Source organism: Streptomyces zhaozhouensis (assembly GCF_900230195.1).
GTDB lineage: Bacteria > Actinomycetota > Actinomycetes > Streptomycetales > Streptomycetaceae > Streptomyces > Streptomyces zhaozhouensis.
The window spans coordinates 73,306-99,688 of sequence record NZ_OCNE01000016.1; the positions used below are offsets into that span (position 1 = coordinate 73,306).

24 protein-coding genes and 1 tRNA gene are annotated in these 26,383 nt (G+C 73.7%); 12 read left to right on the plus strand and 13 right to left on the minus strand.

Features of this window, described 5'->3' with window-relative positions; translation table 11 throughout:
* Positions 1-6 precede the first annotated feature (6 nt).
* Both CRP51_RS20700 and CRP51_RS20705 read right to left on the minus strand, forming a co-directional pair.
* Positions 7-1,224, minus strand: coding sequence for an amino acid ABC transporter substrate-binding protein (locus tag CRP51_RS20700; RefSeq protein WP_097232783.1), 1,218 nt, complete (start codon positions 1,222-1,224; stop codon positions 7-9).
* 608 nt (positions 1,225-1,832) lie between these two features.
* Positions 1,833-2,780 carry a helix-turn-helix transcriptional regulator gene (locus CRP51_RS20705; protein ID WP_097232784.1) on the minus strand — a complete coding sequence of 316 codons (948 nt, stop codon included), beginning with the start codon at positions 2,778-2,780 and terminating at the stop codon, positions 1,833-1,835.
* A gap of 91 nt (positions 2,781-2,871) precedes the next feature.
* Here CRP51_RS20705 and CRP51_RS20710 point away from each other — a divergent pair, with 91 nt between their 5' ends.
* Positions 2,872-3,240 carry a VOC family protein gene (locus tag CRP51_RS20710; protein WP_097232785.1) on the plus strand — a complete coding sequence of 123 codons (369 nt, stop codon included), beginning with the start codon at positions 2,872-2,874 and terminating at the stop codon, positions 3,238-3,240.
* An 80-nt stretch (positions 3,241-3,320) separates the two neighbouring features.
* Here the strand turns inward: CRP51_RS20710 and CRP51_RS20715 are convergent, their stop codons facing one another.
* Positions 3,321-5,057 carry a cellulase family glycosylhydrolase gene (locus CRP51_RS20715; protein ID WP_170970622.1) on the minus strand — a complete coding sequence of 579 codons (1,737 nt, stop codon included), beginning with the start codon at positions 5,055-5,057 and terminating at the stop codon, positions 3,321-3,323.
* 226 nt (positions 5,058-5,283) lie between these two features.
* On the opposite strand from CRP51_RS20715, the gene CRP51_RS20720 reads away from it, so the two are divergent.
* Entirely contained in the window at positions 5,284-6,249 is a 966-nt protein-coding gene (locus CRP51_RS20720; protein ID WP_097232786.1) for an aminoglycoside phosphotransferase family protein, read from the plus strand.
* Between the two features lie 357 nt (positions 6,250-6,606).
* Here the strand turns inward: CRP51_RS20720 and CRP51_RS20725 are convergent, their stop codons facing one another.
* The 3 genes from CRP51_RS20725 to CRP51_RS20735 form a co-directional block, all read right to left on the minus strand.
* Positions 6,607-7,734, minus strand: coding sequence for an alkene reductase (locus CRP51_RS20725; RefSeq protein WP_097232787.1), 1,128 nt, complete (start codon positions 7,732-7,734; stop codon positions 6,607-6,609).
* 103 nt (positions 7,735-7,837) lie between these two features.
* Positions 7,838-8,440, minus strand: coding sequence for an NADPH-dependent F420 reductase (locus CRP51_RS20730; RefSeq protein WP_097232788.1), 603 nt, complete (start codon positions 8,438-8,440; stop codon positions 7,838-7,840).
* A complete protein-coding gene (locus CRP51_RS20735; RefSeq protein ID WP_245880712.1) occupies positions 8,437-9,429 on the minus strand; it encodes a zinc-binding dehydrogenase in 993 nt (330 codons plus the stop codon). Before CRP51_RS20735 ends, CRP51_RS20730 begins: the two co-directional genes overlap by 4 nt.
* A 372-nt stretch (positions 9,430-9,801) precedes the next feature.
* Here CRP51_RS20735 and CRP51_RS20740 point away from each other — a divergent pair, with 372 nt between their 5' ends.
* Positions 9,802-10,401, plus strand: a complete 600-nt coding sequence (locus tag CRP51_RS20740; protein WP_097232790.1) for a TetR/AcrR family transcriptional regulator — start codon at positions 9,802-9,804, stop codon at positions 10,399-10,401.
* Positions 10,402-10,912: 511 nt separating this feature from the next.
* On the opposite strand, the gene CRP51_RS20745 is transcribed toward CRP51_RS20740, so the two are convergent.
* Together CRP51_RS20745 and CRP51_RS20750 are read right to left on the minus strand one after the other, a co-directional pair.
* A complete protein-coding gene (locus tag CRP51_RS20745) occupies positions 10,913-13,180 on the minus strand; it encodes an MMPL family transporter (protein ID WP_097232791.1) in 2,268 nt (755 codons plus the stop codon).
* 86 nt (positions 13,181-13,266) lie between these two features.
* Positions 13,267-13,830 (minus strand): TetR/AcrR family transcriptional regulator, encoded by a 564-nt coding sequence (locus CRP51_RS20750; protein ID WP_097232792.1) that lies wholly within the window; start codon positions 13,828-13,830, stop codon positions 13,267-13,269.
* Positions 13,831-14,054: 224 nt separating this feature from the next.
* Between CRP51_RS20750 and CRP51_RS20755 the strand changes: the two genes are divergently transcribed.
* The gene (locus tag CRP51_RS20755) at positions 14,055-14,459 is read left to right on the plus strand and encodes a hypothetical protein (protein ID WP_097232793.1); all 405 of its coding nucleotides are present in this window, start codon (positions 14,055-14,057) and stop codon (positions 14,457-14,459) included.
* Positions 14,460-14,579: 120 nt separating this feature from the next.
* Here the strand turns inward: CRP51_RS20755 and selB are convergent, their stop codons facing one another.
* Together selB and selA are read right to left on the minus strand one after the other, a co-directional pair.
* Positions 14,580-16,391 carry a selenocysteine-specific translation elongation factor gene (selB, locus tag CRP51_RS20760; protein ID WP_097232794.1) on the minus strand — a complete coding sequence of 604 codons (1,812 nt, stop codon included), beginning with the start codon at positions 16,389-16,391 and terminating at the stop codon, positions 14,580-14,582.
* Entirely contained in the window at positions 16,388-17,755 is a 1,368-nt protein-coding gene (gene selA, locus CRP51_RS20765; RefSeq protein ID WP_097232795.1) for an L-seryl-tRNA(Sec) selenium transferase, read from the minus strand. The genes selB and selA overlap by 4 nt, the downstream gene beginning before the upstream one ends.
* Before the next feature lie 171 nt (positions 17,756-17,926).
* On the opposite strand from selA, the gene CRP51_RS20770 reads away from it, so the two are divergent.
* A complete protein-coding gene (locus tag CRP51_RS20770; RefSeq protein WP_097232796.1) occupies positions 17,927-19,624 on the plus strand; it encodes a protein kinase domain-containing protein in 1,698 nt (565 codons plus the stop codon).
* Positions 19,625-19,668: 44 nt separating this feature from the next.
* On the opposite strand, the gene CRP51_RS20775 is transcribed toward CRP51_RS20770, so the two are convergent.
* The 3 genes from CRP51_RS20775 to CRP51_RS28925 form a co-directional block, all read right to left on the minus strand.
* On the minus strand, positions 19,669-20,541 hold the full coding sequence (locus tag CRP51_RS20775; protein ID WP_097232797.1) for an alpha/beta fold hydrolase: 873 nt from the start codon (positions 20,539-20,541) through the stop codon (positions 19,669-19,671).
* Positions 20,542-20,732: 191 nt separating this feature from the next.
* Entirely contained in the window at positions 20,733-21,122 is a 390-nt protein-coding gene (locus tag CRP51_RS20780) for a peptidase inhibitor family I36 protein (protein WP_097232798.1), read from the minus strand.
* A gap of 249 nt (positions 21,123-21,371) precedes the next feature.
* Positions 21,372-21,467 (minus strand) — tRNA-Sec (locus CRP51_RS28925).
* 208 nt (positions 21,468-21,675) lie between these two features.
* On the opposite strand from CRP51_RS28925, the gene selD reads away from it, so the two are divergent.
* The 7 genes from selD (at position 21,676) to CRP51_RS20810 (ending at position 26,354) form a co-directional block, all read left to right on the plus strand.
* Positions 21,676-22,680: a selenide, water dikinase SelD gene (gene selD / locus CRP51_RS20785; RefSeq protein WP_097232799.1), complete on the plus strand. Its 1,005-nt coding sequence runs from the start codon at positions 21,676-21,678 to the stop codon at positions 22,678-22,680.
* Positions 22,681-22,812: 132 nt separating this feature from the next.
* Positions 22,813-23,517, plus strand: coding sequence for a hypothetical protein (locus tag CRP51_RS20790; protein WP_097232800.1), 705 nt, complete (start codon positions 22,813-22,815; stop codon positions 23,515-23,517).
* 7 nt (positions 23,518-23,524) lie between these two features.
* A complete protein-coding gene (locus CRP51_RS20795) occupies positions 23,525-24,130 on the plus strand; it encodes a MauE/DoxX family redox-associated membrane protein (protein ID WP_097232801.1) in 606 nt (201 codons plus the stop codon).
* A gap of 2 nt (positions 24,131-24,132) precedes the next feature.
* On the plus strand, positions 24,133-24,669 hold the full coding sequence (locus tag CRP51_RS20800; protein ID WP_097232802.1) for a hypothetical protein: 537 nt from the start codon (positions 24,133-24,135) through the stop codon (positions 24,667-24,669).
* The gene (locus tag CRP51_RS20805) at positions 24,669-25,589 is read left to right on the plus strand and encodes a peptidoglycan-binding domain-containing protein (RefSeq protein ID WP_097232803.1); all 921 of its coding nucleotides are present in this window, start codon (positions 24,669-24,671) and stop codon (positions 25,587-25,589) included. The genes CRP51_RS20800 and CRP51_RS20805 overlap by 1 nt, the downstream gene beginning before the upstream one ends.
* Positions 25,590-25,640: 51 nt before the next feature.
* Complete coding sequence (locus CRP51_RS30025) at positions 25,641-25,769, plus strand: hypothetical protein (RefSeq protein WP_281259693.1); 129 nt, start codon at positions 25,641-25,643, stop codon at positions 25,767-25,769.
* Between the two features lie 201 nt (positions 25,770-25,970).
* Positions 25,971-26,354, plus strand: coding sequence for a hypothetical protein (locus tag CRP51_RS20810; RefSeq protein WP_245880713.1), 384 nt, complete (start codon positions 25,971-25,973; stop codon positions 26,352-26,354).
* Positions 26,355-26,383 lie beyond the last annotated feature (29 nt).

A 26,383-nucleotide genomic window follows, 5' to 3' on the forward strand; every position in this document is an offset into this window, starting at 1 on the left:
CCCTGCTCACCACTCCGGCTTCGGGTAGAGGAACTCGGCTTCCCTGGTCTCCCCGGGAAGCACGATGCGGATCTCGCCGTCCACGTACTGCTGGATCAGGTGCGCGCCCTCGGGGCGGCCCTGACCGTCCCAGCTCAGCGGGCCGACGATGGTCTCCACCTCGTTCTCGTGCAGCCAGTCGACGAGCCGCTCCTGGCACTCGCCCTGCTCGGCGCAGCCGACCGCCTCCACGGCGGCGGCGACGACCTGGCCGGTGGTGAAGGCGTTCGCCTCGTCCTCGGCCGGCGGGGTGCCGAACATCTCCTGGTACAGCTCGACGAACTCCACGTTGGAGGGGAAGGGCGCGTCCGGCGTGTAGCCGGTGGGCGAGACGATCCCCTCCGTGCGGGAGCCGATGGCCGCCGAGAACTCGGGGTTGGTGGGGGCCGTGGAGAACGCCGCCAACTTCGGCTGGTAGTCCAGTTGTTGCAACTGGACGATGATGTTGACCGCGTCCTGGTACTGGGTGCCGCCGACCACCATGTCCGCGCCCGAGGCGTTGATCTTGGCGGCGATGCTGGAGAAGTCCGTCGTGTTGGGCGGGTACTCCTCGTCCACCACGATCTCCAGCCCGCCCTCGCGGAGCCGGTCGCGCAGACCGTAGGCGGTGGCCTGCGCGAACGGGTCGTCCATCGACGCGACGGCGACCGTCTGCGGCCGTTCGTCCTCGGGAAGCGACAGGATGTGATCGGCGAGGTGGTCGTAGTGGTCGTTGGCTATCGCGGGGGCGGCGTAGAAGAGGTTTTCGAAGCCCTGCTCGAAGACCTCGTTGGCCGCGCCGGCCGGTTCGACGAAGAGCATCCCGTACTCCTCGGCGACCCGCGCGCTGGGGATCACGAGCCGGGTGGAGAACGGCCCGAAGACCAGGTCCACCTCGTGCAGCGCGATCAGCGCCTCGTAGTCCTGGACGACCCGGTCGGCGGCCGACTGGTCGTCCAGGATCTTCAGCTCGACGCGTCTGCCGAGGAGTCCGCCGTCGCGGTTGACGGACTCGACCCACGCCTCGTAGCCACGTTGGACGCCCTTGCCGGGTTCGGAGAAGTCGCCGGTCAGCGGCAACGAGACGCCGATCAGCACGACGTCCTCGTCACCGCCCCGGGGATCTCCGGAACAGGCCGTCACCAGAAGCACGGACGCCGAAAGCGCCGCAGCCCAGGAGACGGCTCTCCTTCGCCGCTTGGCCATGTAAGGGGTGCTCCTTGCAGTTGATCGCCGGATCGTGGGATCGCGGGCACGGAAAAGGTACGGAGGGTCACGAAGATCTCGGCGGTCACGGGGGACCGGGTCGGAACGGTTGGGCCCGGCGGAGACCGGAGGAAGGCCGGTTGGTGCCGGGTTGACACCGAGTGGGACCGGTGCGGAAGGAAGAGGGGGAACGGCGATCCCGACCGTGGCGGCAGTGGATCAGACCTGCGCGCAACGGACAGGGTAAGCGCTTTCCCTCCGCTGAGTGGGTACCGTAACCGGCCCAGTAAAGAACGGGCAATACGCTCGACACATCGAGCCGATTCGTAATCTTCGACGCGTTCCCGGCTCCACCTCGCGCCCTCCTCGGCGCCCTCCCCGGCCGCGGCCGGCCCCGGCCGGGGGCGCCGTTCACTCCCCGTCACGGGCGCCGTCGACCGCGGTGACCGACACCGTTCACTCCCGGTCACCGGCACCGTTCCGCCCGGTCACGGGCACCGTTCCGCCCGGTCACAGGCATCGTTCTGCCCGGTCACGGGCACCGTTCCGCCCGGTCAACGGCGTGGCGGGCCCCGGTCAACGGCGTGGCGGGCCCCGCCGGGCGGCGTTCACCCGTGGTGGTCGAGCAGCTCCGCGGCGAGCTGTCGGACCCGGGCGCGGGCCTCAGGCGGGCCGGTGACGGTGACGCTGCCGCCGAACGGCAGCAGCAGTCGGACGTCCTCGACGCCGCGGCCGTTGACGGTGATGCCGACCCACGGCCCGTTCGCCTCGCCCACACCGGCCAGTCGGCTGCCGAGGAGGCGTCTGGCCTTCCCGAGGTGGCGCGCTTCGAGTGTGGCGTGGATGGTGAAGTCCTCCGGGTTCTCCCAGCGCGCCGTCAGCTCCGCCGCGACGCCGGCCAGGGTCGCGTCCGGACGGTGCCGCCGGGGCGCCCGCACCGGCTCCCAGTCGACCAGCCGCTCCAGCGCGTAGAGCCGGGGCCGCCCCACGGAGTCCGCGACCAGATACCACCTGCCGGCCTTGGCCAGCAGGCCGTAGGGGTCGACGACGCGCCAGGTGGCCTCGCTCTCCTCCGCCCGCCGGTAGTTGACGCGCAACCGCACGCCGCGCCGCAGGTCGGACACCAGCGCGGCCGGGGGCAGCCCCTCGATGTCGCGGGAGTACCAGGGGCTGTTGTCGGTGGTGACGACGGCACTCAGGGGCAGCGCGGCGTCGGCCGAGGGGCGCAGCGTCGAGCGCACCTTCCGGTGCGCGCGCCGGGCGTCGGTCGAGGCGCCCAGCTGCTCGCGCTGGGTGTCGTCGAGGCCGGGGAGGGCGAGGTGGTCCCGTTCGCCGGGCGTGAGCCGGGCGGTGTCGAGCGGGCCACCCGGCAGAAGAGTCACCCCGCCCCCGCGGCCCCGCCTGACCAGCACGGGGAAGCCCGCCTCCTGGAGCCACCGCACGTCCCGGAGGACGGTGCGCACCGACACACCGACCTGGGTGGCCAGTTCGGCGGTCGTCGTGGTCTCCCGGGACTGGAGCACCAGCAGCAGCGAGAAGAAGCGGTCAGGAGTCACAGATCCAAGAGTTCCAGAGAACACGACAGGATCCGTCAGGAATGACCGGCAGGCTCCCCGCGTCAGGAAACCACGACGCTAGGAACAAGCCATGTCCTCCTCGATCGTCTTCATCGTCCACGTCACCGACGCGCCGGAAGCCACCCGCTTCTACGCGGACCTGCTGGAGATCAAGCCCAGCTTCGAGACCCCCGGCTATGTCGCCTTCGCCCTGGGCGAGGGCGCGAGCCTCGCCCTCTGGAGCGGGCAGCTCACCGAGGCGAGCGCGGCGGCGCCGCGCGCCAGTGAGGTCTGTCTCGAACTGCCGGGCGACCCGGCGGAGATCGACCGCAGGTTCGCCCTCTGGGTGGCGAAGGGCGTCCGCGTGGTCAGCGAGCCGGCCGACACGGTCTTCGGCCGCACGTTCGTCGCCGCGGACCCCGACGGCAACCTGCTGCGGGTGGTCGCCCCGACCGTCTGACGAGGGCCGGGGGCGCCGGGAACGGGACCGGCGCGGGTGTCCGGGGGGAGTGGGACACCCGCGCCGGAGCGTGCCTCCGGTCAGGCGGGCGCGCCGGTGACCGTGGAGCCGGAGGTGGTGAGCGTGTAGTCCACCGTGGCGCCGCTCCAGAAGTGGAACGTCAGCTCGACCGTCGCCCCGTCGCGCACCTCGGCGAAGAACTCCGCGGTGAGCGCGACGGTGCCGGCCTCGTAGTCCGGGTCGAAGGTGTAGCCGAACTCCTTGAACGGCGTCCAGTCCTGCGGCCCGGCGATGCTGCCGTCGTCGTAGTACGCCTCCATGGTGGCCAGTTGGTCGCCGAGGAAGGCGGCCGGGACGAGGAGTCCCTCGGTGGTGCCGGAGGCCGACTCCAACGTCGGGGTCTCGTGGACCAGCACCCGGACCTGCCACGGCACGCCGGAGGAGTACTCCAGCTCCAGCGTCGCGTTGACCCCGTGCTCCTGACCAGCCGTCAGTTCGGTCAACAGCTCGGCGCTGAGCGTGAGTTGGTCTCCCGTGACGGTGTAGTCCGCGCCCTCTGCGAGGGGCTGCCCGTCGTGGGTGACGGCGGTGAGGGTGTGCCCGTTGGGGTTGAGCGTCAGGGTGGCGTCCCCCGGATCGGCGCCGCGTTCCACGTAGACCTGGTCGCTGGACGCGGTGCCAGAACGGCCGCTCCAGCTCGCGGAGATGTGCGCGAAGAGCGCCGGGTCCTGCCAGCCGAAACCGCCCACGCGGTCGAGGTGCTGCCCGTTGTCCCAGAGCATGGTGGTGACGCCGTGCTCGCGGGCCTCGGCGCCGAACGCCTCGAAGAACTTCAGCTTCTCGCCCTGCTGCACGGTCCCGGTGTGCCGGTCGAAGCCCAGCAGCCCGTACTCGCCCAGGATCACCGGGATGCCGCGCGAGACGAAGCTCTGGTCCACCCGCTCGAACATGCCGGTCAGGTCGGCCTCGGTCTCCTCGTCGAAGCGGGTGTAGCCGGCGACGTTCACACTGAACGGCCAGAAGCCGTAGTAGTGGACGGTGGCCGCCAGGTTGGGGTCGTCCAACGCGTCGAAGGTCGCGTTGAGTTCGTCGAGCCGCGCCTGGTCGGCCGAGGTCTGGAGGGTGGGGAGCACGAGCACGCGCTCGGCGTTCCGGCCTCCGGTGGAGCGGACGATCTCGTGGAACGTCGCGTTCAGCTCGTGGAGCAGCTCGGCGTTGTGCGCGTCTCCCGAACTGCCCTCGAAGAACGGCTCGTTGATGCTCTCGAACAGCACCTCGGCGGGAGCGTCCGCGAACGCCTCGGCGATCTGGGTCCAGGTCGCGGTGTAGCGGTTGAGCACCTCGTCGTGGCGGGTGGGCAGGTCCATCACCCACTGCCAGGAGTCGTGGTGGACGTTGACCAGTACATAGAGGTCCTCGGCCAGCGCCATGTCGACCACCTCCCTGACCCTGGCCAGGTGGTCGGCGTCGATGGTGTGGTCGGGCGCTTCGCCCTGGTACTGGGTCCAGGTCACGGGTATCCGGACGCTGTTGAACCCCTCCGCCTTGACGGCGGCGAGCAGTTCCCGGGTGACGCGCGGGTTGCCCCAGGAGGTCTCGTCGTCGCCGGTGGCGTCGAGGGTGTTGCCGAGGTTCCAGCCCGGCTGCATGGCCGCGACGGTCTCCTCGGCGGAGGCGGGCGCGGCGTCGGCGGCTTCGGAGCGGTCCTCCGCCGGGACGGCGGGCCCGGCGTGCGAGACGGCGGGCAGCGCGGCCAGTCCGACCACGGCGAGGATCGCGGCGAGCAGGGTCAACAAGGGTCGTGCGCGGCTCTTCACGTGCGCCCCTTCCGTCGGGGTGGTGGGGTGGTGGGGTGGTGGGGGGTGAGCGACGTCGGGCACGGAAAGTCATGGGAGCGCTCCCGCGCCCTCTTCGGCGCGATGCTAGCTGTCGAACGTCGTTCGCGGGACCCCGCGGGCGAGCGCGGCGGAGCACGCCGGGACCGGCGCCGCCCCGGCCACGGGCACGTGGCACGGCGGGCGGACGGGGACATAGGGTGCCGGGATGTTCGAGGTACCGGAAGCGTTCGCGCAGGACACCGTCGCCCGCGAGGGCGAGGCGGGCACCGCCTGGCTGGCCCGTCTGCCCGCCCTGGTCGACGAACTGCTGGAACGCTGGAACTGCTCCCCCGACGGCGCCGCCGTCCACGGCGCGGTCGGGGTCGTCGTGCCCGTGCGGCGGCGGCCGTCCGGCGAGCCCGCGGTGTTGAAGGTGTCGTTCCCGCACCCCGGCAACGACCACGAACCGCACGCGTTCACCGTCTGGGCGGGCCGGGGCGCCGTGCTGCTCCACGAGCGCGACGACGAGCGCTACGCGATGCTGCTGGAACGCGCGCGCACCGCCTCCCTCGCGGAGGTCGAGGACACCGACGAGGTGATCACCGTCGGCGGCCGGATCAGCCGCCTGCTGGCCGTTCCGGCGCCGCCCGAACTGCCGAGGCTGAGCGCGCGGGCCGACGAGTGGGAGGCCCGACTGCGCCTGGACGCCGACGAGTTGACCCACGGCATGGACGGCCACACGGTGGCGTCCGCCATCGCGACCGTGCGCGAGCTCGGCCACGACCAGCCGGAGGTCATGGTGCACGGCGACCTCCACGCCGGCAACATCCTGCGCGCCGCACGCGAGCCGTGGCTGGCCATCGACCCCAAGGGCTACGTCGGCGACCCCGCCTACGACGGGGGAACGCTGTTGAAGGCCCGCGCGCTCGCCCTGCTCCGGGCGGACGACCTCGGCCGGGCCGTGCGCCGGGCGGTCGACATGTTCGCCGAGGCGGCCGAGGTCGATCGCGAACGGGCCCGGCGTTGGGCCCAGTTCCATGCCGTGGAGGCGGCGTTCTGGGGCCGGCGCCACGGGTTCCACATCGCCCGGCAGCACGAACAGGCCGCCGGACTGGTGCGGTTCGCCGACGAGCTGGCCGGGCTGCTGGCTCAGCCCTGGGGCGCCGCCTCCCGGGCCACTCGGGGCGGTTGAGCCGCCGACCGGGCGCGGTGGCGACCGGCCGGCGGCTCGCGGCGCGCACGGGTCAACCCCTTGGCCCGCCGCGGCCGGCCGCGGCGGGCCGGCAACTGGTCAACCGCGGTCAGCTGCGGCCTGCCCGCAACTGGTTCAACTGCGGCCAGCAGCGCCCTGCCCGCAACTGGTTCAACTGCGGCCAGCCGCGCCCTGCCCGCAACTGGTCAACCGCGGCCAGCCGCGCCCTGCCCGCAACTGGTCAACCGCGGCCAGCCGCGCCCTGCCCGCAACTGGTCAACCGCGGTCAGCCGCGGCCGGCCGGCAACTGGGCAACCGTGGTCCGGTGGTTAAGTGGTCGGCCGCCGGTGACCCGCCTCAGGGGACCGGAGGACGGCCGGCGGTCACCGCGGGGTAGTCCGTGTATCCCCGCGGGCCGCCCGCGTAGTACGTGTCCCGGTTGGCGACGGCGAGCGGGTGCCCCTGGGCGAAACGGTCGACCAGGTCCGGGTTGGCGATGAAGGGGGCGCCGAAGGAGACCGCGTCGGCCAGTCGCCGTTCGAGCAGTTCGTTGCCGCTCGCCCGGGTGAGGCCCAGGTTGGCGACGATGGCACCGCGGTAGTGGGAGCGGTAGCGGGTGAAGGCGGTGAGGGCGTCGTCCGTTCCCGTGCCGGGTTCCGGGCCGAGCAGGTGGAGATAGGCCAGGCCGCTGTCGTCGAGCCTTCCCAGGAGCCGGTCGTAGTCGGCGAGTTGCTCGGCGTCGGCGGCGAAGGCGGGCCCGCCGTTCCAGTAGGGCGAGAGTTTGACGCCGACGCGGTCGGCGCCCCACACCCCGCTGACCGCGTCCACGACGTCGAGGAGGAACCGGGCCCGCTTCTCGGCGCTGCCGCCGTAGGCGTCGGTGCGCCGGTTGAGGCGGGGATTGAGGAACTGGGCCACCAGATGGGAGACCTGCGCGTGGATCTCCAGGCCGTCGAACCCGGCGCGCAGGGCGTTGGCGGCCGCCTGCCGGAAGGCGTCGATCGTCCCGGCGATCTCCGCGGCGGTCATGGCACGCGGCGTGACGGACTCCTTCGGGCCGTCGGGGGTGAAGGCCGTCTCCCGCGGGTTGATCGCCGAGGGGCCGGCGGGGAGCCTCCCGCCGTGGTGGTCCGGGTGCGAGACGGCGCCGGCGTGGCCAAGCTGCGAGACGATCCGGCCTCCCGCGGAGTGCACGGCTTCGGTGGTCCGGGCCCAGCCGGCGATCTGGGCGTCCGTGTAGATGCCGGGGACGTGGACGAAGCCGATCGCGTCGTCGCTCACCCAGGTCCCCTCGCTGACGATCAGGCCGGCGCCGGCGCGTTGCGCGTAGTAGGCGGCGTGCAGGGCGGTGGGGGCCAGCTCCTCGTTGTCGGCCCTGGCGCGCGTCATGGGCGCCATGACGACGCGGTTGGGCAGCCGGAGCGCGCCCAGTCGAACGGGTCGCAGGAGGGGCTGGACGTCGGGTACCGAGGTCGGGTGGGGCATGGAGGTCTCTTTCTGACGGAGGACGCTCCTCCCTGGCGGAGGGCGCCCCGCCGTGGCGGAGGGCGCTCCCCGCGAACGGGAGGAGGGCGAACTGGCGGGCGTATCAGTCCTGTTGGAGGACGTGGAGGGCGGACAGGGGGCCGCCGAGCTGGATGAGGCGTCCTCCCTCACGCAGCGTTCCGAGGTCGACGGGGGCGAAGCCGAACTCGGCGGCGAGGCCCTTCACGGTGTCCTTGGCGTCGGGGTCGTCGCCGGCGAGGAACAGCACCTGCCGGCCCGCCTCGTGGCGGGGATCGGGTGCGAGGTACCGCGCGTGGAGGGCGTTGAACGCCTTGACCACGCGCGCGCCGGGAAGCAGGGAGGCCACGTGTTCGCTGCCGGTGAGGTCGCCGAGGTCCGCGATCCTCGGGTTCGGGGGAAGGGAGGCGAACTGGTTGGTGGCGTCGACGACGACGGTCCCGTCCAGGCGGGGCAGTTCGGCGACGGCGTCGGGGATCCGCGTCCAGCCGACCGCGAGGACGACGAGGTCCGCGGCGGCGGCCTGCGCCGGGGTCCCGGCCGTCGCGAGCGTGCCGAGCTCCTCGACCAGCGGGGCCAGGGAGGCGGGCCCCCGGCTGTTGCTGAGCACGACCTCGTGGCCGTGCCGGATCGCGTGCCGGGCGATGGCCTGGGCGACCGTCCCGGCTCCGAGCGTTCCGATCCTCATCGGACGCCTCCCTGTTCCGACGCGGCCGTCCGCCGTTCGGGTGCGGTCGTCGGCCGTGGCGATGCGGTCGTCGGTTGTCGCGATGCGGCCGTCCGCGGTTCGGAAGCGGCCTTCGGCTGTTCCGATGCGGCCGTCGGTTGTCGCGATGCGGCCGTCCGCCGTTCCGATGCGGCCGTCGGCTGTTCCGATGCGGCCGTCCGCGCCGTGGTGAGCAGGACGGTCCCGCTCTTGGCCGGGCGGCGGGCGTGCTCGACGGCGGCCTCGAAGTCGGCGAGGTCGTAACTGGCCGCGACCTCAAACAGCTCCGGCGACCTCCGCGCCAGGTCCCGGGCGAAGGCCACGTCCCGGGCCCGCTCCTCCGGCGCCAGGCTCGACCAGCGCAACACCGACACCCCCCGGACCGTCAGCGCCCGCGCGATGAGGGGCAGCGCCTCCAGCGGTGTGGTGCCGGACCCCAACTGCCCGTAGGAGATGAGGGTTCCACCTTCCGCGAGCAGCGCGGACAGGTCCCGGGTCATGGCGCCGCCGACGCTGTCGAGGACCACCCGGACGCCCCGCTCGCCGGCGTGCCGGCGGACCTGCTCCCGCCAGTCGCCGTCGCGGGTCACGACCACGGGCTGGGAGGGGTACAGCCTCCGTGTCCTCTGGGCACCCGAGTCGCCGCGCACGAGGTTGACCAGTTGAAGGTCGTGGCGGACCGCTGCCGCGCTGATCAGTCTGCCGACGGACGAACCGGCGGCGGTCTGGACGACGGTCCCGCGCTGCCCGCACAGGGCGTCCTCCACGGCGCGGTGGAGCATCCGCACCGTCAGCGGGTTGACCAGCATCAGGGCGGCGGTCTCGTCGCTGACCCCGTCCGGCACCGGCACCGCGAGGTCGGCGGGGACCACGACGAAGTCGCTCCACGTTCCCTGCACGGGGAAGAACGCCACCCGCTGCCCCGGGCGTGGCGCGTGAACGCCCGCTCCGACGCTCTCGACGACTCCCATCCCCTCCACTCCGGGAGTCCGGGCCTCCGACCGCTGTGCTGGCGGTACTGACTGTTCCGGGGCGCCTGCGGATCCCGGAGGGCCTGCGGATTCCGGGGGGCCTGCGGATTCCGGGGGGCGCGGGGGGCCCTCCACCGCGAGCAGGTCTCCCCGGTGCACGGGCCGGACCAGAACGCGGACCAGGATCTCCCCGGCGCCGGGAGCCGGCCGGTGGGGCCGCTCCCTCAGCGTCAGCACCTGTGCGGCTTCCCCTTGCCGGGTGTACTCCACGGTGCGCATGGCACCTCCACCTCTTTTAATGACGGGCAACATTAAAGAATGATGAGAGGTAACATCGAAAACGTCAAACACCGCCGACGCGGGAGGGCGGCCGTGCCGCGCATCACCAGGGAAGACAAGGCCAGGAACCGGCAGAACATCGTCGAGGCGGCAGGACGCATGTTCCGCTCGCAGGGTTTCGACGCCGTGGGGATCGCCGAGCTGATGAAGGAGGCGGGGCTGACCCACGGCGGCTTCTACAACCACTTCGCCTCCAAGGACGAGTTGGCCGCCGAGGCGTGCGGCGCCTCGTTCGAAGCCTCTCTGGGCGTTCTGGACCAGGCCCTTGAGGAAGGCGTCGCCCCGGCCGGCCCGCCGCTGAGGCGGGTGGTGGACGACTATCTCTCGGCCGCCCACCGCGACGCCACGGACGGCGGCTGCCCCTCCGCCTCCCTGGTCACCGACGCCGGGCGGCACAGCGAAACGGTGCAGAGCGCCTACGCGGCCGGGGTGGAGGGTTATCTCGCGGGCTTCGCCGGGGAGTTCGCCCGTGAGCGGGAAGGGGAGATCTCCCCGGAGGAGGCGCGGGACCGCGCCATGCTGCTGCTCAGCCGGCTCGTGGGGGCGATGGCCCTGGCCCGGGCCGTGCGTGACGTCCAGCCCGAACTGTCCGACGAGATCCTGCGGACGTGCCGTGCCCACGCGCTCGACTGACTGAAACACCCGGTGAGTGGCCGCCCTTCCCCTCACCAACTGGTCAGCTTTGCCGCCAGCGGCTACCGCCGGTGGCGGGTGGTTAGTGGCGGATGGCAGGTGGTTGGTACCGGTGGCTGGTGCCAGTCGGTGCCGGTGGTCGGTACCGGCGGCAGGTGGTTGGTACCGGTGGCAGGTGGTTGGTACCGGTGGCTGGTGCCGGTGGTCGGTACCGGTGGTCGGTGCCGGTGGTTGGTGCCGGTCGGTGCCGGTGGTTGGTACCGGTGGTTGGTGGTCGGTACCGGTGGTCGGTGGTAGGGACCCGTGGTTGGTGCCGGTGGTCGCTACCGGTGACAGGTGGTCGCTACCTGTGGTTGGTGCCGGTGGTCGGTGACCAGTGTCGATGGTCGGAGCCGGGAGCCCGGCCCCAACCCAGGCCCCGGCCCAGGCCGGAGGCAGGGGGCCGAGGGCCAGGGGCCAGGGGCCAGGGGCCGGGGGCCAGGGGCCGGGCGGGACGCCCCCGGCAGGGGCGCTACTCGGTGCGGGTGGCGGCCAGTTCACGCTGGAGCCGTTCGCCCTCGACGTCGAGGTCGGGCAGCGCGCGGTCCAACGGGCGCGGCAGCCACCAGGCGGCGCGCCCCAGCAGGGCCATCGTGGCGGGCACCAGGGTCATGCGCACGACGAAGGCGTCGATGAGCACGCCGACGGCGAGGGCGAAGCCGATGGACTTGATGATCGGGTCGTCCGCGAGCGCGAAGCCGGCGAAGACGGAGATCATGATGACGGCGGCGGCGGTGACGACGCGGCCGTTGTGTCCCAACCCGTTGATGGCGGCCTGGCGCGGGGCGTGGCCATGGACGTAGTCCTCCCGCATCCGGGAGACGAGGAAGACCTCGTAGTCCATGGCCAGTCCGAAGAGGATGCCGATGAGCAGGATCGGCAGGAAGCTGACCAGTGGACCAGTGGTATCCAAACCGACGAGTTCGGCGAGGTGCCCCTCCTGGAAGACGGCGACGGTGAGGCCGAACGTGGCGCCCACGGTCAGCAGGAAACCGACGGCGGCCTTCAGCGGGACCAGGACCGAGCGGAAGACCAGCATCAACAGGAAGAAGGACAGCCCGACGACCAGGAGCAGATAGACGGGCAGGGCGTCGGCGAGCTTCTCGGAGACGTCGATGCCCACGGCGGTGGTGCCGGTCAGGGCGATGTCGGCGCCCTCGATGTCGGCGACCTGGTCGCGGAGCGCGTGGACGGTGTCCTCCGTCGCGGCGTCGGTCGGACCGGTCGCCGGCGTGACGTTCAACAGCGCGGTGGTGCCTGTCTCGTTGGGCTGCGGCGGGGTGACCGTGACGACCCCCTCGGTGGCGTCGATGACGCCGGCGGCCTCCTCGGCCGCCCGGGCGGTCGCCTCGGGGGTGTCACCCGTGACCACGGCGACGAGCCGGGCGTTGAAACCGGGGCCGAAGCCCTCGGTGGTCAGGTCGTAGGCCCCCCGCTCGGGGCTGTCCTCGGCGGCCGTCGAGGCGTCCGGCAGCGCCAGCCGCATGTCCTGCATCGGCAACGCGAGCAGCCCGAGGCCGGCCACCCCGACCAGGAGCAGCGGAAGGCGCAGGCGGGTGACCAGTCGTCCCCAGGCGAAGCCGGCGCCCCGGCCGTGACGCTGCCGCGCGTCGGCGTCGGCGTCGGCACCACCACGGGTTTCGGCACCACCAACGGCGTCGGCACCACCCCCGGTTTCGGCGCCACCGGCGGCGTCGGCGGCGTGGGCGCGGGCCTTCGCGCCGGCGTCCGCCGACCCGCCGCGTCGGGCGCGGGGCAGCACGCGGTCGCCGGCGTAGCCGAGCATCGCGGGCAGCAGGGTGAGGGCGACCACGACGGCCACCGCGACGGTCGCGGCGGCGGCCAGCCCCATCACGGTCAGGAACGGGATGCCGACGACGGACAGGCCGGAGAGCGCGATGACGACGGTGGCGCCGGCGAAGACGACGGCCGACCCCGCGGTGCCCGTGGCACGGCCCGCGGCCTCCTCGGGGTCGACCCCCTCGGTGAGCAGCTGGCGGTAGCGGGAGGCGAGGAAGAGCGAGTAGTCGATACCGACGGCCAGGCCCAGCATCAGCGCGAGGATCGGGGCGGTGGAGCTGAGTTCGACGGAGCCGCTCAGCGCGAACAGCCCCGCCATGCCGACGCCGACGCCGATCAGCGCGTTCAACAGGGTCATGCCGGCGGCCACGAGGGAGCCGAAGGTGAGGACCAGCACGACCGCGGCGACCAGCACGCCGATGACCTCGGTCGCCCCGGCGTGGACCCCCGCCTGGGCGGTGACGACCTCGCCACCGTGCTCCACCCGCAGGCCGTCGGCGTCGGCGCCGACCCGCTGGAACGCGTCGGTCTGCTCCTGGGTGATGTCGGCGGTGGCGCTCTCGAACTGGGTCTGGATCAGGGCGTAGCGCCCGTCGTCGGAGACGGCGCCGGTGGCGAAGGGGTCCATCGCGGTGACGACGCCGGGAATGGCCGCCGCCTCCCGGACCAGGGGCGCGAGGTCGGCCGGCTCCAAAGTCTCGCCCTCGGGGGCCGCGACCACGACGGTGCCGGCGGCGCCGGAGGCCTGCGGGAAGTCACGTTCCAACGCGTCCATCGCCCGCTGGGACTCGGTGCCCGGCATGGTGAAGTCGTCCGTCATCGTTCCGCTGAACGCGGCGGCGGCGCCGCCGAGCAGGCCCAGCAGGAGCAGCCAGACCGCGACCACGCGTCCGCGGCGGCGGAACGCCGCGCGGCCGAGCCGGTAGAGGAGGGTAGCCATGGGGGTCTTCCTTCGGTGGGTTTCCGGGGCGTCGGGATCGTGGGGGCGTTCGGGATCCTGGGGGCGGGGGGCGGGGCGCCCGGGGGTCAGACGTCGCGGCCGAGGGCCCGCAGGGAGGCCTCGACCAGGCCCTGGCGCAGGTCGGCGTCGGAGCCCTCGCCGCCGACGGGGGCGTTGTCGGGGGCGCTCGCGGTCAGGGCGACCCCGGTCAGCACCATGGAGGCGGCCACCCGGGCGCGGGGATCGCGCGATCTTCCGGTCAGACAGTCGAACAACCGGTCGGTGCTGTCGGGCAGCAGGTTCAGCTCGGGTCGGTGCGACAGCCGGGGCAGGTCCTCGAAGAGCAGGCGGATCTCCAGCCGGTACTCCAGCGCGCTGTCGACCAGGTCGGCCACGGTGGTCCTGACCAGTTCCTCGCCGTCGAGCGGGGCCACCTTCTCCAGCAGCTCGACCACCCGCTGCCCGACGGGGGTCAGCAGCTCGGCGAGCAACGCGTCCTTGTTTCTGAAGTGGTAAAGCAGCGCGGCCTTGGAGCAGCCCACGTCGGAGGCGATCTCCTGCAATGAGGTGGCTTCGTAGCCGCGCTCGGAGAAGAGATGCCGGGAGGAGTCCAGGATGCGGCCGCGGAGCGCGGCGGAGGGGCGGGCCATGGCCCCACCGTAACCTGACCGATCGGTCAGTTCTGACCGATCGGTCAGTGACAAGGTTCACTCCGCACCTCGCTCGACCTCTCCCCGCGCGCTCGCCTCGCCCCCTCTCACGTTCCTGTCCCCGCCCCGGACGCGTCAGACCGGGGTGGCGGGGCGCACACTGTTACGAATCTGGCGACCGCCCGTGCTGGAGCGGTGTCCGTGAAGCTGGAACGCTGGACCGCATGGAGAGAACTCACCGAGAGGAGGACGATGACGCGAACGCGCACAACGAGATCAACGGCGGAGACATCGGCCAGGTGGGACAGTTCGGCTCCGTCTACGGGAGCGTCAACTTCAACCTGAGCGAGCGACACGACCCCGACGAGCTGCAGCGCGCCTTCCGCGACGCCCTGCGGGAACGCGACCGCGAGGAGGCCGAAGCCAGACGGAGAAGCGAGCGGGAGCGCAAGGAGGCGGAGCTGGCGGAGGAGCGCGCGGAGCGCTTCACGGCGGTCGTGGGCTACCTGGTGGCGGCAGGGCTGCTCTTCGCCCTGCTCCATTTCGTCTTCGACCTGTGGTGGCAGTTGTCGCTGGGCGTCACCGTCGTCGTGCTGATCAATGTGGCCGCCGACCGACTGGACAGGTAAACCCGGAGGTCATGAGGGGAGCGCGGCGCACCGCGCGAGAGCGCGCCGCGGTCTCCGGCCTGACGGCGCCAACCCGTTGACCGACTGGTCAAGCCGCGAGCCGGTCAAGCCGCGAGCTGGTCAACCGGCATGGGGGACGGGGTCACGCGTGGCACGGCGGCCGTCGGGGTGGCGGCGGGTGAGCAGAGCGGCGTCCAGCGCCTCCAGCAGCGGAACGGCCACCCGTCGACTGGTTCCCAGCGCCCTGGCCGCCTCTCCCACGGTGAACGGCTGCGGCAACCTCCGGAGTCGGGCCGCGGCCCGCGGGGTTGCCCCGGGGGCGAGATACAGCGTGCCGACGCGTTCGAGTCGCCCGCGCCGCACCAGCAGCGCCAACGCGTCGCCGCTCAGACCCAGTTCGTTGAGCCGCTGTCGGGTGGGGGCCGCGAACGGGGCCTCCGCCAGCTCGGCCAGCAGCCGGTCGAGGGCGGTCGCGACGGCGGGGGGCAGCCGTTCGGCATCCACCGCGCGGTAGAGGCGTTCCCCGCGCTCCACCAGGTCAGGACCGGTGAACGTCGACAGCGGTACCCCGTCCGGGAGTTGAAGCCGTCGGCGCGCCGCGGCCAGTGGCAGTCCCGGGTCGTCGGGGTGGGCGGCGGCGTGCTCGCGCACGGCCCCGGCCAGCGCGGCGGCGAGGCGTTCGGCGTGCGCGGGGTCGACCAGCCACTGGTCACCCGAGGTCGGCAACGCGTAGCCCATGCTTACCAGTTGATGGCGCCGGGCCAGCCCGGTGGCCGCCACGCGGACGGCGGGGTCGTGGGGGTCGGTGACGGCCGCGAGTCGGCGGGCGCGGTGGGCCGCCGCCCCCCGACCGGTGAGCAGCGGCGGGTCGAGGTCGAGGACGGTGGCGCCCAGCAGCAGGCGGGAACCCGGGTCGCGCAGCAGAATCCGGTCGCCGACGTGCAGGGGCAGCGGCGTGCGCAGGGTGAGCCGGGCCGAGTCCTCACGGAGCGGCCGCAGGCGGGCGCTGGTCACGGCCGTTCCGCAGTGGACGAGCGGTTCCGCGGGCAGCCGTGGGGACGTGGTCGACGCGCCGGCGCGTCCCGAGCTGCCGGGGGCGTGGCGGATGTCGACGGTGGTGGCGCTCCACCACCGCTCGGGGGTCAACAGAGCCTGGCCCCTGCGTAGTTGGTCGGCCTGGACGCGGCGGAGGTTGACGGCGACCCGGGCCGGGCCCGTGACCCGGGAGACTTCGCGGCCGAGGCTCTGCAGACCGCGGATCCGGACGGGCGCGTCGCTGGGGGCCAGCCGGAGCGTGTCGTCGACGGCGAGGGTGCCGGCGGTCAGGGTTCCGGTGACGACCGTTCCGGCACCGTCGACGGTGAACGCCCGGTCCAGCCAGAGCCGTACGGGTGCCGCGGCGTCGGGCATGGGCAGGTCGGTGGCCAACGCCGCCAGTTCAGCACGGAGTTGGTCGAGGCCGGCGCCGGTGCGGGCGCTGACCGCGACGGCGGGGGCACCGGCGAGGCCGCTGCGGGCGAGGCGTTCCCCCGCCTGAGCGCGAGCCGCTCCCGGGTCGGCGAGATCGCTGCGGGTGATGACGAGGAGGCCGGAGCGGATGCCGAACGCGTCGATGGCGGCCAGGTGTTGCTCGGTCTGCGGGCGCCAGCCCTCGTCGGCGGAGACGACCAGCAGCACGGCCGGCGCGGTGGCGACGCCGGCGAAGGTGGTCGCCAGATAGCGGTGGTGTCCCGGCACGTCGACGAAGGCGAGGGGCCGGCCGTCGGGCGCGGTGGTCCAGACGAAGCCGAGGTCGAGAGTGAGGCCGCGGCGGCGTTCCTCGGCGAGCCGGTCGGGGTCCGTGCCGGTGAGGGCGCGCAGCAGGGCGGACTTGCCGTGGTCGACATGGCCCGCGGTGGCGACGACCAGCCCCGGGCGGGGCGTCGCGGTCATGGCGCGGTCCCCGTCGCGTGCGGCCCGGTCCCCGTCGTGTGCGGCGCGGGCGCCGTCGCGTGCGGCGCGGGCGCCGCCGCGAGGAGCGCGGCGAGAAGCGTGGGGTCGTCCTCCTCCGGCACGGTCCGCAGGTCGAGCAGCAGTCGGTCACCGTGCAGGCGGCCGACGACGGCCGGGTGGCCGGCGCGCAGTGGCAAGGCGAGTGCGGCGGGCAGCGCGACGGCCGCACTGGGCAGGACCACCTCGGGCGCGCCACCGCCGCCGACGCGCGCCTCGCTCGTGCGGACCTCGGCGGCGACACCCTCGGAGGTGAGCCGGTCGACAAGGGCGGCCGCCCGGGCGGCCAGTGCGGCGGTCGGCGTCTCAAGGGCGTCGCGCGTGGGCGGTGGGGGGCCGATGAGGGTGGCCTCCAGGGCGGCGAGTGTCAGTTTGTCGACGCGCAGCGCGCGGGCGAGCGGATGGGCGCGGAGCCGTTCGATCAGGTCGCGGCGGCCGAGCAGCAGCCCGGCCTGCGGCCCGCCGAGCAGCTTGTCGCCGCTGGCGGTCACCAGGTCGGCGCCGTCGGCCAACGAGGTCGCGGCGTCGGGTTCGGCCGGCAGCGCGGGGTGCGGCGCCAGTAGTCCCGAGCCGATGTCGTGAACCAACGGAACGCCGAGAGTGGCGAGTTGGGCGACGGGCACGGAGGCGACAAAGCCGGTGGTGATGAAGTTCGAGGGGTGGATCTTCAGGACGCAGCCGGTGTCGGGGCCGAGGGCGCGGGCGTAGTCGGCGAGATGGGTGCGGTTGGTGGTACCGACCTCGACGAGCCGTGCCCCGGTGGATTCCAGGAGCTCCGGCAGTCTGAAGCCGTCGCCGATCTCGACGAGTTCGCCCCTGCTGACGACGATCTCCCTGCCGCCGGCCAGCGCGGTGGCGACGAGGGCGAGTGCGGCGGCGTTGTTGTTGACCACGTGGACGGCCTCGGCCCGGGGCACCGCCCCGGCGAGCGCCGCCAGCGCGCCCCTGCCCCGGCGGGCGCGGCGGGCGGCGGTACTGGTCAGGTCGAACTCGACGTCGGTGGTTCCCGAGGCGACCCGCAGTGCCTCGACGGCGGCCGGGGAGAGTGGTGCGCGGCCGAGATTGGTATGGACGAGGACTCCGGTGGCATTGACCACCGGCCGCAGGGTGGTGGCGGCGCGCGGCAGGGCGGCGACGGCGGCTTCGGCGGCGCTTTCGGGGGACAACGCGCCCGCGCGCACCCGTTCCTGGGCGTCGACGACCGCTTTGCGGACCAATGCGCGGCCCAACGTCCGTTCGGCTGCGGCGAGTCGAGGGTCGCTCAGCAGTACGTCGGTGCGCGGCACGCGGCGTCGCGCGTCGGTCAACGCGGCCTCCCCCGGGACAAACGGGCCCGCCGCCGGGCCCCGGCACAAACCGCGCCGTGCGGCTGCGGCAGCGACGGCCCCAACCTATGCGAAGCCCTTGATGCTTACCAGTGTTCCGTGCCATGGCGCACCGCCGCACGGCGCGCGGCGACGGGTGGCTAGGCTCTCGTCATGGACGGGGATGACGCCGGGCGGATCGTGGACGGCCGCTTCGAACTGGTAGAGCAACTGGTCAACATCGAGGGGGCGTCCGGCGCTGCCTGGCGGGCGCGCGACGTCGATCTCCGGCGGGAGGTGGTGGCCAAGCGGGTGCCGTTCGGCGCCGCGGGGGACGAGGAGCCCCCGGCGGCCGAGGAGCGGGCGCTGCGGGAGTCCAGAGCGCTGGCGGGGCTGGGTCATCCGCACGCGGCGACCGTTCTCCATCTCGCCGTCGACCGTGCGGACTCGGCGCTGTGGGTGGTGATGGAGCGGGTGGCCGGGCGCAGCCTCGCCGCCCGGTTGGCGGAGGGGCCGCTGGCGCCGGCGGAGGCCGCGACGTTCGGGCGCCAGGTGCTCTCCGCGCTGCGGGCCGCGCACGGGGCCGGGCTGCGGCACGGCGATGTGCGGCCGGAGCACGTGATCCTCCGGCCGGAGGGGGGCGCGGTCCTCACCGGCTTTCTCTCCGAGGGCGTCCGGCGGGCCGAGGCGTCGGGCGACGCGGGTGCCTTCCCCTCTCCGGAGTATCTGGCGCCCGAGCTGATCAGGGGCGGCGACGCCGGGCCCGCGGCCGACCTGTGGGCGCTGGGGATGCTGCTGTACGTCTCCGTGGAGGGCGCGCACCCGTCACGCCGGCCGACGGCGATGGCGACGCTGGCCGCCGTCCTCGACGGGCCGCCGCCCGCGACCCGGGCCGGGGCGCTGGCGCCCGTGCTCGCGGCGCTGTTGGTCGCCGACCCGGCGGCGCGGCCTTCGGGCGAGCGGCTGGACGCGCTGCTGGGCGCGGCTCTGGCCGGCGGCGAGCCGCCGGCGACGGTGGCCTCGCCCGTTCCGTCGCCGCCCGGACCGGCCCTTCCCGCTCCTCCGCACCCGCCGACCCTGGCCTCGGCGCCGCCTCCGCCGCCGGCCGGGCCACCGCCCGCGCCGGCGGTGCCGGCGGCCGGCGGCCGGCGCTGGCCCGCGGTGGTGGCCGGGGGCGTCGTCGTCGCCGCGTTGGCCGTCGCCGTCGCGGTACCCGCGCTGAACTCCTCGTCCGACGACGAGGACACCGCCAAGGGCGGTGGTCGGCCCGGGGCGAGCCAGTCCCCCGCGGAGGAGGGTGACGCGCCCGCTCCCGGGGAGAACGGGGAGAGCGAGGAGTCGGAGTCGGCCGAGGAGATCGGCGGGGTACGGGTCCAGGAGGCCGGGGTCTACCGGCACGAACTGGGTGCGTCCAGTGAGGCCGTCCCCTATGACTGGTCAGGTCCCGGGCCCAGCGCGCTCTCGGTCACGGTGCACGAGGTCGAGACGGGCGAGCCCGGCGAGCTGTCGGCGGACATCATGGACCCCGTCCAGTCGGAGGGGCTCAAGCCCGTCTATCTGCACGTCTCACTGGAAAACCTCGGTGGTCAGGCGCTCACGGTGACATCCAGCGGCTGGGTGGGCCACCTCGGCACCTTTACCAGCTTCGAGGAGGGCAGCGTCCCGACGGCCAGCAGCAGGTACGCGTTCGGTGTCGACGGCGGTCGGGGCGACTTCGGCGGGCGGCACGAGGACCAGATGCTGCCGGTCGGGCAGTCCGCGGACTTCTGGGTGATCGCCGCGGTCCCGGCCGACGAGGACCCGACGCTGGTCTACTGGAAGCCGGACTGGGACCCGATGGCCAACGGCTGGGTGCTGTGGGAGATCAACTGACCAGGCTGACCACGGCTGACCAGTTGACGCTGCTTGCCGCCGCCCTATGAGTCACCCCCGCGACCGACGAGCGTGGCCAGGATCTCCTCGGCACGGGTCCACAGCACGGCGCCGCCGACGCCCGGCACGAGGTGACGGCGGGCGCCGGGGACCCGGGCGGCGAGCCGTGCGCCGTTGTCCGGCGAGTGGCCGGTGTCCTGTGCGCCGTACCAGATGTCGACCGGCACGGTGATCCGGTCGAGCGCGAACGGCCAACGCCCCATCGCCAGCACGGTGTCGCGGGCGTACCCGGCGCCGCCCTGGACGAACGCCTCGTCCAGCGCGGCGCGGTAGGCGGCGGCGAACGCGGGCTGCCGGTAGACCGCCAGGTCCGACTCCGGGCTGCCGGCCATGACCATCCGCCACATCGCGTCCGGTCCGAGCCCGGCGAAGAACGCCTCGGCCTCTCCCGGGTCCCGCGCGGTGCGCGCGACGACACCGCGCAGCTCGGGGGTGAGGGCGTCGGCGAACTCGGGGGCGGCGACCTCGTCCGCGCCGGAGACGACGGCCAGCGCGCTGGCGACCCCCTCGACGGCGCAGGCGAGGGCGAACGGGGCGCCCTGCGAGTTGCCCACCACGGCGGGGCGGCCCAGCCCGCGCCGCTCGGACAGTCGCCGCATGTCCTCGGCGAAGTCGGCGAACGTCCGGCCCGGCGCGGGGGACGAGGCTCCCAGGCCAGGCCGGTCGGTGGAGACCAGGCGCACCCCCAGCGCCGCCACGGCCTCGGGGCCGAACCCGAGCCGGCGGCTGGTGGCCGCGCCGGGACAGAGCAGGACGGGCAGACCGTCCTCGGGCCCCCACTCGGCCCAGCCCAGCGTCCGACCGTCGGGCAGCCGTGTCTCGCCGAGCCGTGCGGGGGCGGTGGTAAACGTACTCATCCCCCCATGATTGACCACCGGTAGGAACGAGTACGCACCTGGTCAGGGACCGGGCCCGACAGCGCCAGGGTGGTCGGGGGTGGAGACCTCTCCCCGAGGCGGGACGGCCGCCGTCGCGCCCCGCCGTCCGCCCGTCAGCCCCGGGCGCGGGACGGACGGGCGGACGGACGGGAGGGAGGCGGGGTGCCGGGTCAGCAGCCGCTCCCGACGCGGATCGAGGTCATCTTGTCGTTGAAGTGCGAGGCCACGGCGGCTTCGGAGGCTCCGGGGGCGACGGAGAACATGCAGCCGGTGTAGTTGGAGTGCTCGTACACGCTGACGGTCTTGCCCGTGCGGTTCCAGTAGGAGGTCATGCGGTCGTTCATGTAGTCGCCGACATTGGCGTTGGACGAGGTGTAGTGCCGGAAGTCGCCCCGGTAGCTGGACTGTTCCCAGACGCAGAACGAGCCGTTCGGACACTGGTCGGAGTCCGCCGAGGCGGTGTGGGTGCCGAGTGTCGCGGTCGCGGCGGTGAACACCAGGACGGCCGCCGCCGCCCACAGGCGCGGGCCGATGTTCCTGAGTTCCCTGAGTCGCTGCATGGTTCTCCTCCGGTCGGTGGCGCACACCCGTGGCCGACGCACGAGCCAGGCGGAACAGTAGGAAGGCGACGGTCGCGTCCGCCATGGAGTCCCGGAGCGTGCCGCAGGGCAGAAACGGCGTGTTTCCGCTGGTGGGACGCGTGTCGGCGGGGTGAGCCGGGGGTGGCGCTTCACTCGGAGGTGGGGCGCGGGGGCGCGCGGAACGGGCGGGCGTCGCGGAGGCCACCCGCCGGGCCCGGCGGGGCGCCCTGGCGGAGGCGTATGGGAATCGAACCCACCCGGCCGGGGTTCCCGACCGCATCGGTGTTGAAGACCGTGGGGGCCACCAGGCACCCGCCCGCCTCCGCCGGGCAGTGTACTTCGCGGGTCGCTCTCGCCGGTCCACCCGCCTGACCGGTCACCTCTCCCGTCACCTGACCCGTCGCGCGCGGACGCCTCCCGTCACCTGACCGGTCACCTGACCCGTCACCTGATTACCCGTCAACTGACCCGTCGCGCGCGGACGCCGTTCCGGCTCTGGCCCGCGTCACCGTTCGGCGGTAGCGTCCGGCGGATGACCGTTCGACTGACACAGTTCGCGGGCGGCGGAGGCTGCGCCTGCAAGATCCCGCCGGGCGAACTCGACGCGCTCGTCGCCACACTGAGCAGTGACACGAGCCAACCGGTGGCACCGGCAGCGGAGTTGCTGGTGGGGCTCGACGGCGGCGGGGACGACGCGGCGGTGGTACGGCTGGACGGTGAACGGGCGATCGTCACGACCGCCGACTTCTTCACCCCGGTGGTGGACGACGCCTACGACTGGGGGCGGATCGCGGCCGCCAACGCGCTCTCCGACGTGTACGCGATGGGCGGCACGCCCTGGGCGGCGGTCAACCTGCTGGCCTGGCCTCGGGAGACGCTGCCGATGGAGCTGGCGGCCGAGGTGTTGCGCGGCGGGCGTGAGGTGGCGCACGCGGCCGGCTGCCAGGTCTCGGGCGGGCACAGCGTGACGGACCCCGAGCCGAAGTACGGGATGTCGGTGGTCGGGATGGTCGACCCCGCGCGGATGCTGCGGCTGGACGCGGCGGAGCCGGGCCGTGCGCTGACGCTCACCAAGCCGCTGGGCACGGGCGTGCTGAACGCGCGGCACAAGGCGACGGGCACGGTCTTCCCCGAGGCGGTGGCCGTGATGACCGGGTTGAACCGGGACGCCTCCCTCGCGGCCGTGGCGGCCGGGGTGCGGGCGGGCACCGATGTGACGGGGTTCGGGCTGCTAGGGCACGCCTACCGCATGGCGCGCGCCTCCGGGGTGACGCTCGCCCTCGACGCGGCGGCGGTGCCGTTGCTCGCGGACGCGCGCGCGGCGGCGGTGGACGGTTTCGTCAGCGGCGGCTCGCGCCGGAACCTGGACTGGGTCGCGCCCCGGGTGGAGTTCGGCGCGCTGCCCGAGGTGGAACGCCTGTTGCTGGCCGACGCGCAGACCTCGGGCGGGCTGCTGCTCGCGGGTGAGGTACCCGGTCATCCGGTGGTCGGCGAGGTGCTGCCGCGCGGGGAGGCGCCCGTCGTCGTGCGGAGTTGAGGGGGCGGGAGCGCGGATGGTCCGCGACCACCCCTCCATTGTCTGTACACCGTCATTCAACACGGGTAGAGTCAACGGCCGTCCGGGATAACGGACTTGGGGCACCGACGCACGCTCCCCGGGAGGAACCACGTGGCGCCATCCGCAGCCGTCGAACACCGCGCGCTGGACGGCGTGGCCTACCGACTCGCCGCCGACCTCGACCTCACCCGTCCCGCGACCTCCGTCGTGGAGGTCGTCGCCGACGGCCGACTCCACGAACTGACCGCCGGACCCGCCGAGTTCGCCGAGGCGGTCGCCTCCTCCCTTGGCGTTACCAGTTTCGACAGCGAACTCGCCTTCCAGGGCGGCACGTTGCGCACGGCCACCACCAGCGAGTACGACGCCCAGTCGCAGCAGGTGGAAAACCCGACACTGGTCAGCTGGCAAGGCCGCCGGTTCAGCCTGATCACCCGGCTCTACCGCGCCCGCCTCACCGATGTGCTGTTGCTGCTGCGCACCCTCGGCATCGCCGAAAACCAGGACGGGATCACCCTCGCCCCCGACACCTCCGCCGGCACCCGGCTGGCCCGGCCGGCGACGGTGGTCAAGGAAGTGCCCACACTCGGCCTGGTCGAGATCGGCCGCCCCACCCGCGAGCACACGGTGCAACTCCCGCCCTGGCAGGGCGCCTCGGTCCCCTCCGGCGAGCTGTTCCGCGACACGCTCTCCGACGGCCGCCCCTTCTTCGTGCTGTCCTCCTCCGAGGTGTGGGCGACCATCGTGCCGCTCGCCGACACGGCCGTGGACCGCGTCCCGACGCTGGTCGACGGGCTGGAACTGCGGACCGCCGGGTGAGCGCCGCGTGACGCCCCTGCTCGCCGCCGTCGCCACCGGTGTGACGCTGCTGGCGCTGCTGGCCGGCTGCGCCGCGCATCTGAGCCGACCCCGCACGCTCCCCGACGCGCTCACCGCCCACGGCCTGCTGCCGCGCCGCGCCGTGGTGCCGGCAGCGCGAGCCGTCACGGCGGCCGAGGGGCTGCTCGTGCTGGCCGGGACCACCGCTCTGCTGACCAGTGAACGAGCCCTGCTGGCAGCCGTGTTGACCACGGCCACGGCACTGTTTACCAGCTACGCCCTCTACACCCGCCGCGCCCTGGCCCATGGTCGTGGCGGCCCCTGCGGCTGCTCACGCGCCGAGGTGCCGCTCAGCGGCTGGGTCGTCGGCCGGGCCTGGGCGTTCGCCGCGTCGGCCCTCCTCGGCGCCGCACTCGCCGCCGGGTCCGCGGCACCCCCCGAGGGCGCCGCGCGGTGGGCGGTCGCGGCGCTGGCCGCCTCGGCGCTGACCGCCCTGCTGTGGACGCTGCCCGCCGCCATGGTCTCCCCTGACGCCGGTCGGCAGGGACACCACCGTCCGCCCCCTCACCCGTCCCCCGCCCGCCCCCTGGCCGCCGCCGAAGGAGGCCGCTGACCGTGGACTTCACCACCAGCGCCCTGATCCTCTCCTGGGTCGCCATCGCCCTGCTCGCCCTGGTGGTCTCCGGACTGGTCAGGCAGGTTCACCAGCTCTCCAGGGGCGGCCCCGTCCGCGCCCCCGGACGGTTGGGCGTCCCCCCGGGCAGCAGCGCGCCGGGCGCCGACGAACTGCTCGCCCCCGACGTGCTGGCCGAGGGCCGCGAGACCCTGCTGCTCTTCCTCAGCGCCGAGTGCCGCACCTGCGCCGAGGTGCTGGCCGAGGCCGCGAGGCCGGGCACCGCGCCCGCCGTGCGCGCGGTCTACGCGGGCGACGCCCCCGCGCCCGGGGACGCGGCGGACACCGCGGGCGTACCCGTTACCGAGCGCCGCCCCGACCTCTTCACCGCCTACGACGCGATCGCCACACCGTTCGCCGTCCTCGTCGGCCCCAGCGGCCATGTCACGCGGAGCGAACCGCTCGGCTCCGCCGCCGCGTTGCGCGAACTGCTCGCCTCCGCCGCACCCCACCGACCCAGCCAGCCGAGGAGCGCGTGATGACCAGCCTCGACCAGGTTCCCCAGCTGCGCCGCGCCGGCAACGCCGACCGGCCGAAACGCCGCCCCCGCGTCTCCTCGCTGCCGAGCTTCGCCCCGCGACGCCGCACCGTCCTCCAGTCGGCCACCGTCGTCGGCTTCGCCACGCTCGGCGTCTTCGGTCCGGCGAGGCAGGCCTACGCCGACGGCTACGACATCTGGACCGGCGACTGCCCCTCCTACGCGTCCGAGCACGACTGCTCCCCCGGCTGCGGCCCCAGCACCGTGCACGCCGCCGCCTGCGAGACCAGTGGTCAGTACGAGGGCTTCCACCGCAACGACGGCGTCACCTGGACGCTGCGCCCCAACCAGTGCTACTCCGGGTCCTACGACGGCTGGCTGTGGGCGTTCAGCGGCGCCTGTGGTGCCTGCGGCTGCGGTATCGAACGACGCTGCCACGACGGCTACTTCAACTCCGGCTCCGGCTGGGTGCGGTCCATCTGCCGCTGGACGACCGACTGCGGCTGCGAGGGCACCGTCACGTGGCCGACACTCCAGAACGGCTCACGCGGGCCGGACGTCCATACCGCGCAACATCTGGTCAGCCACCACGGCTTTACCACCGAACCGGACGGGATCTTCGGCCCGAACACGGCGACCGCCGTCGAGAACTTCCAGGAGTCCGCCGGCCTGACCGCCAGCGGAACCGTCGACCCGACCACCTGGACCCACCTGGTCGTCACCGTCCGCCAGGGCGACAACGGAGAGGCTGTCAGCGGGGCCCAGCGGCAACTGGTCAAGCACGGCTACCCCCTGACCGTGGACGGCGCCTTCGGGGCGCTGACCGCCGAGGCCGCACGGGAGTTCCAGCGCGGGGCCGGCCTGACCGTGGACGGCATCGTCGGTCAGCAGACCTGGCGCACCCTCGTCGGCGGGGCCTGAGCCTTGGGACATGTCGAGGCAGCCCCGGCGACGCCCGCGTGGCGCCGCCGGGTGACCGACCCGGCGGTTCCGGTGCTCGTGCTGGTCCTCGGCGCGGTCGCCACCAGTTGGTACGCGCCCGTGCTGACCTGGACGGTGCTCGGCGGGTTGGCCGGCTACGCGCTCTCCGGTTCCGTTTGAACGCGCAACAGCGCGCACGCGCTTGCCTCGCCAGGTTGGCGGGCCGTACACCGACAGACCACCGTCCTGGGGGTCTTCTCCACCGGGCTGCTGCTCGGCGCCCTGCTCTCCGCGCTCGTACTGTGGCTCGTCTCCGGGCTGGTCGCGCCGGTCCCCGCGGGGTGGCGCGCCGCGGCGACGGTCGGCTTCGCGCTGCTGGCCGTGGCACGCGACGCGGGACTGCTCCCCCGCCTGAGGCTGCCGCAGAACGCCCGGCAGGTGCCGCAGGACGTCCTGCAACGCGACCTGGCACGCGGCGCGCTCCAGTTCGGCTTCGAGATGGGCACCGGTGTGCGCACCTACGTGTCGGCGAGCCTGCCGTACGCCCTCGCCCTCGCGGTGCCGCTGGCGAACGACGTCGGGGTGGCGCTGCTGGCGGGTCTCGGCTTCGCGCTGGGCCGCGCGGCCACGCCGACGCTGCGGTTCGCCTCCGGCACGGGCGAGGAGTGGGACGACCGGCTGATCGACCGCCTCCCCCTGCTCACCACCGGCGCGTCGACCGCTGCCGCGGTGGCGTGGTCGGTGCTGGCGCTGCGCGCCTGGTAGCCGGCCGGGCGGCGGAACGACGGCACCGG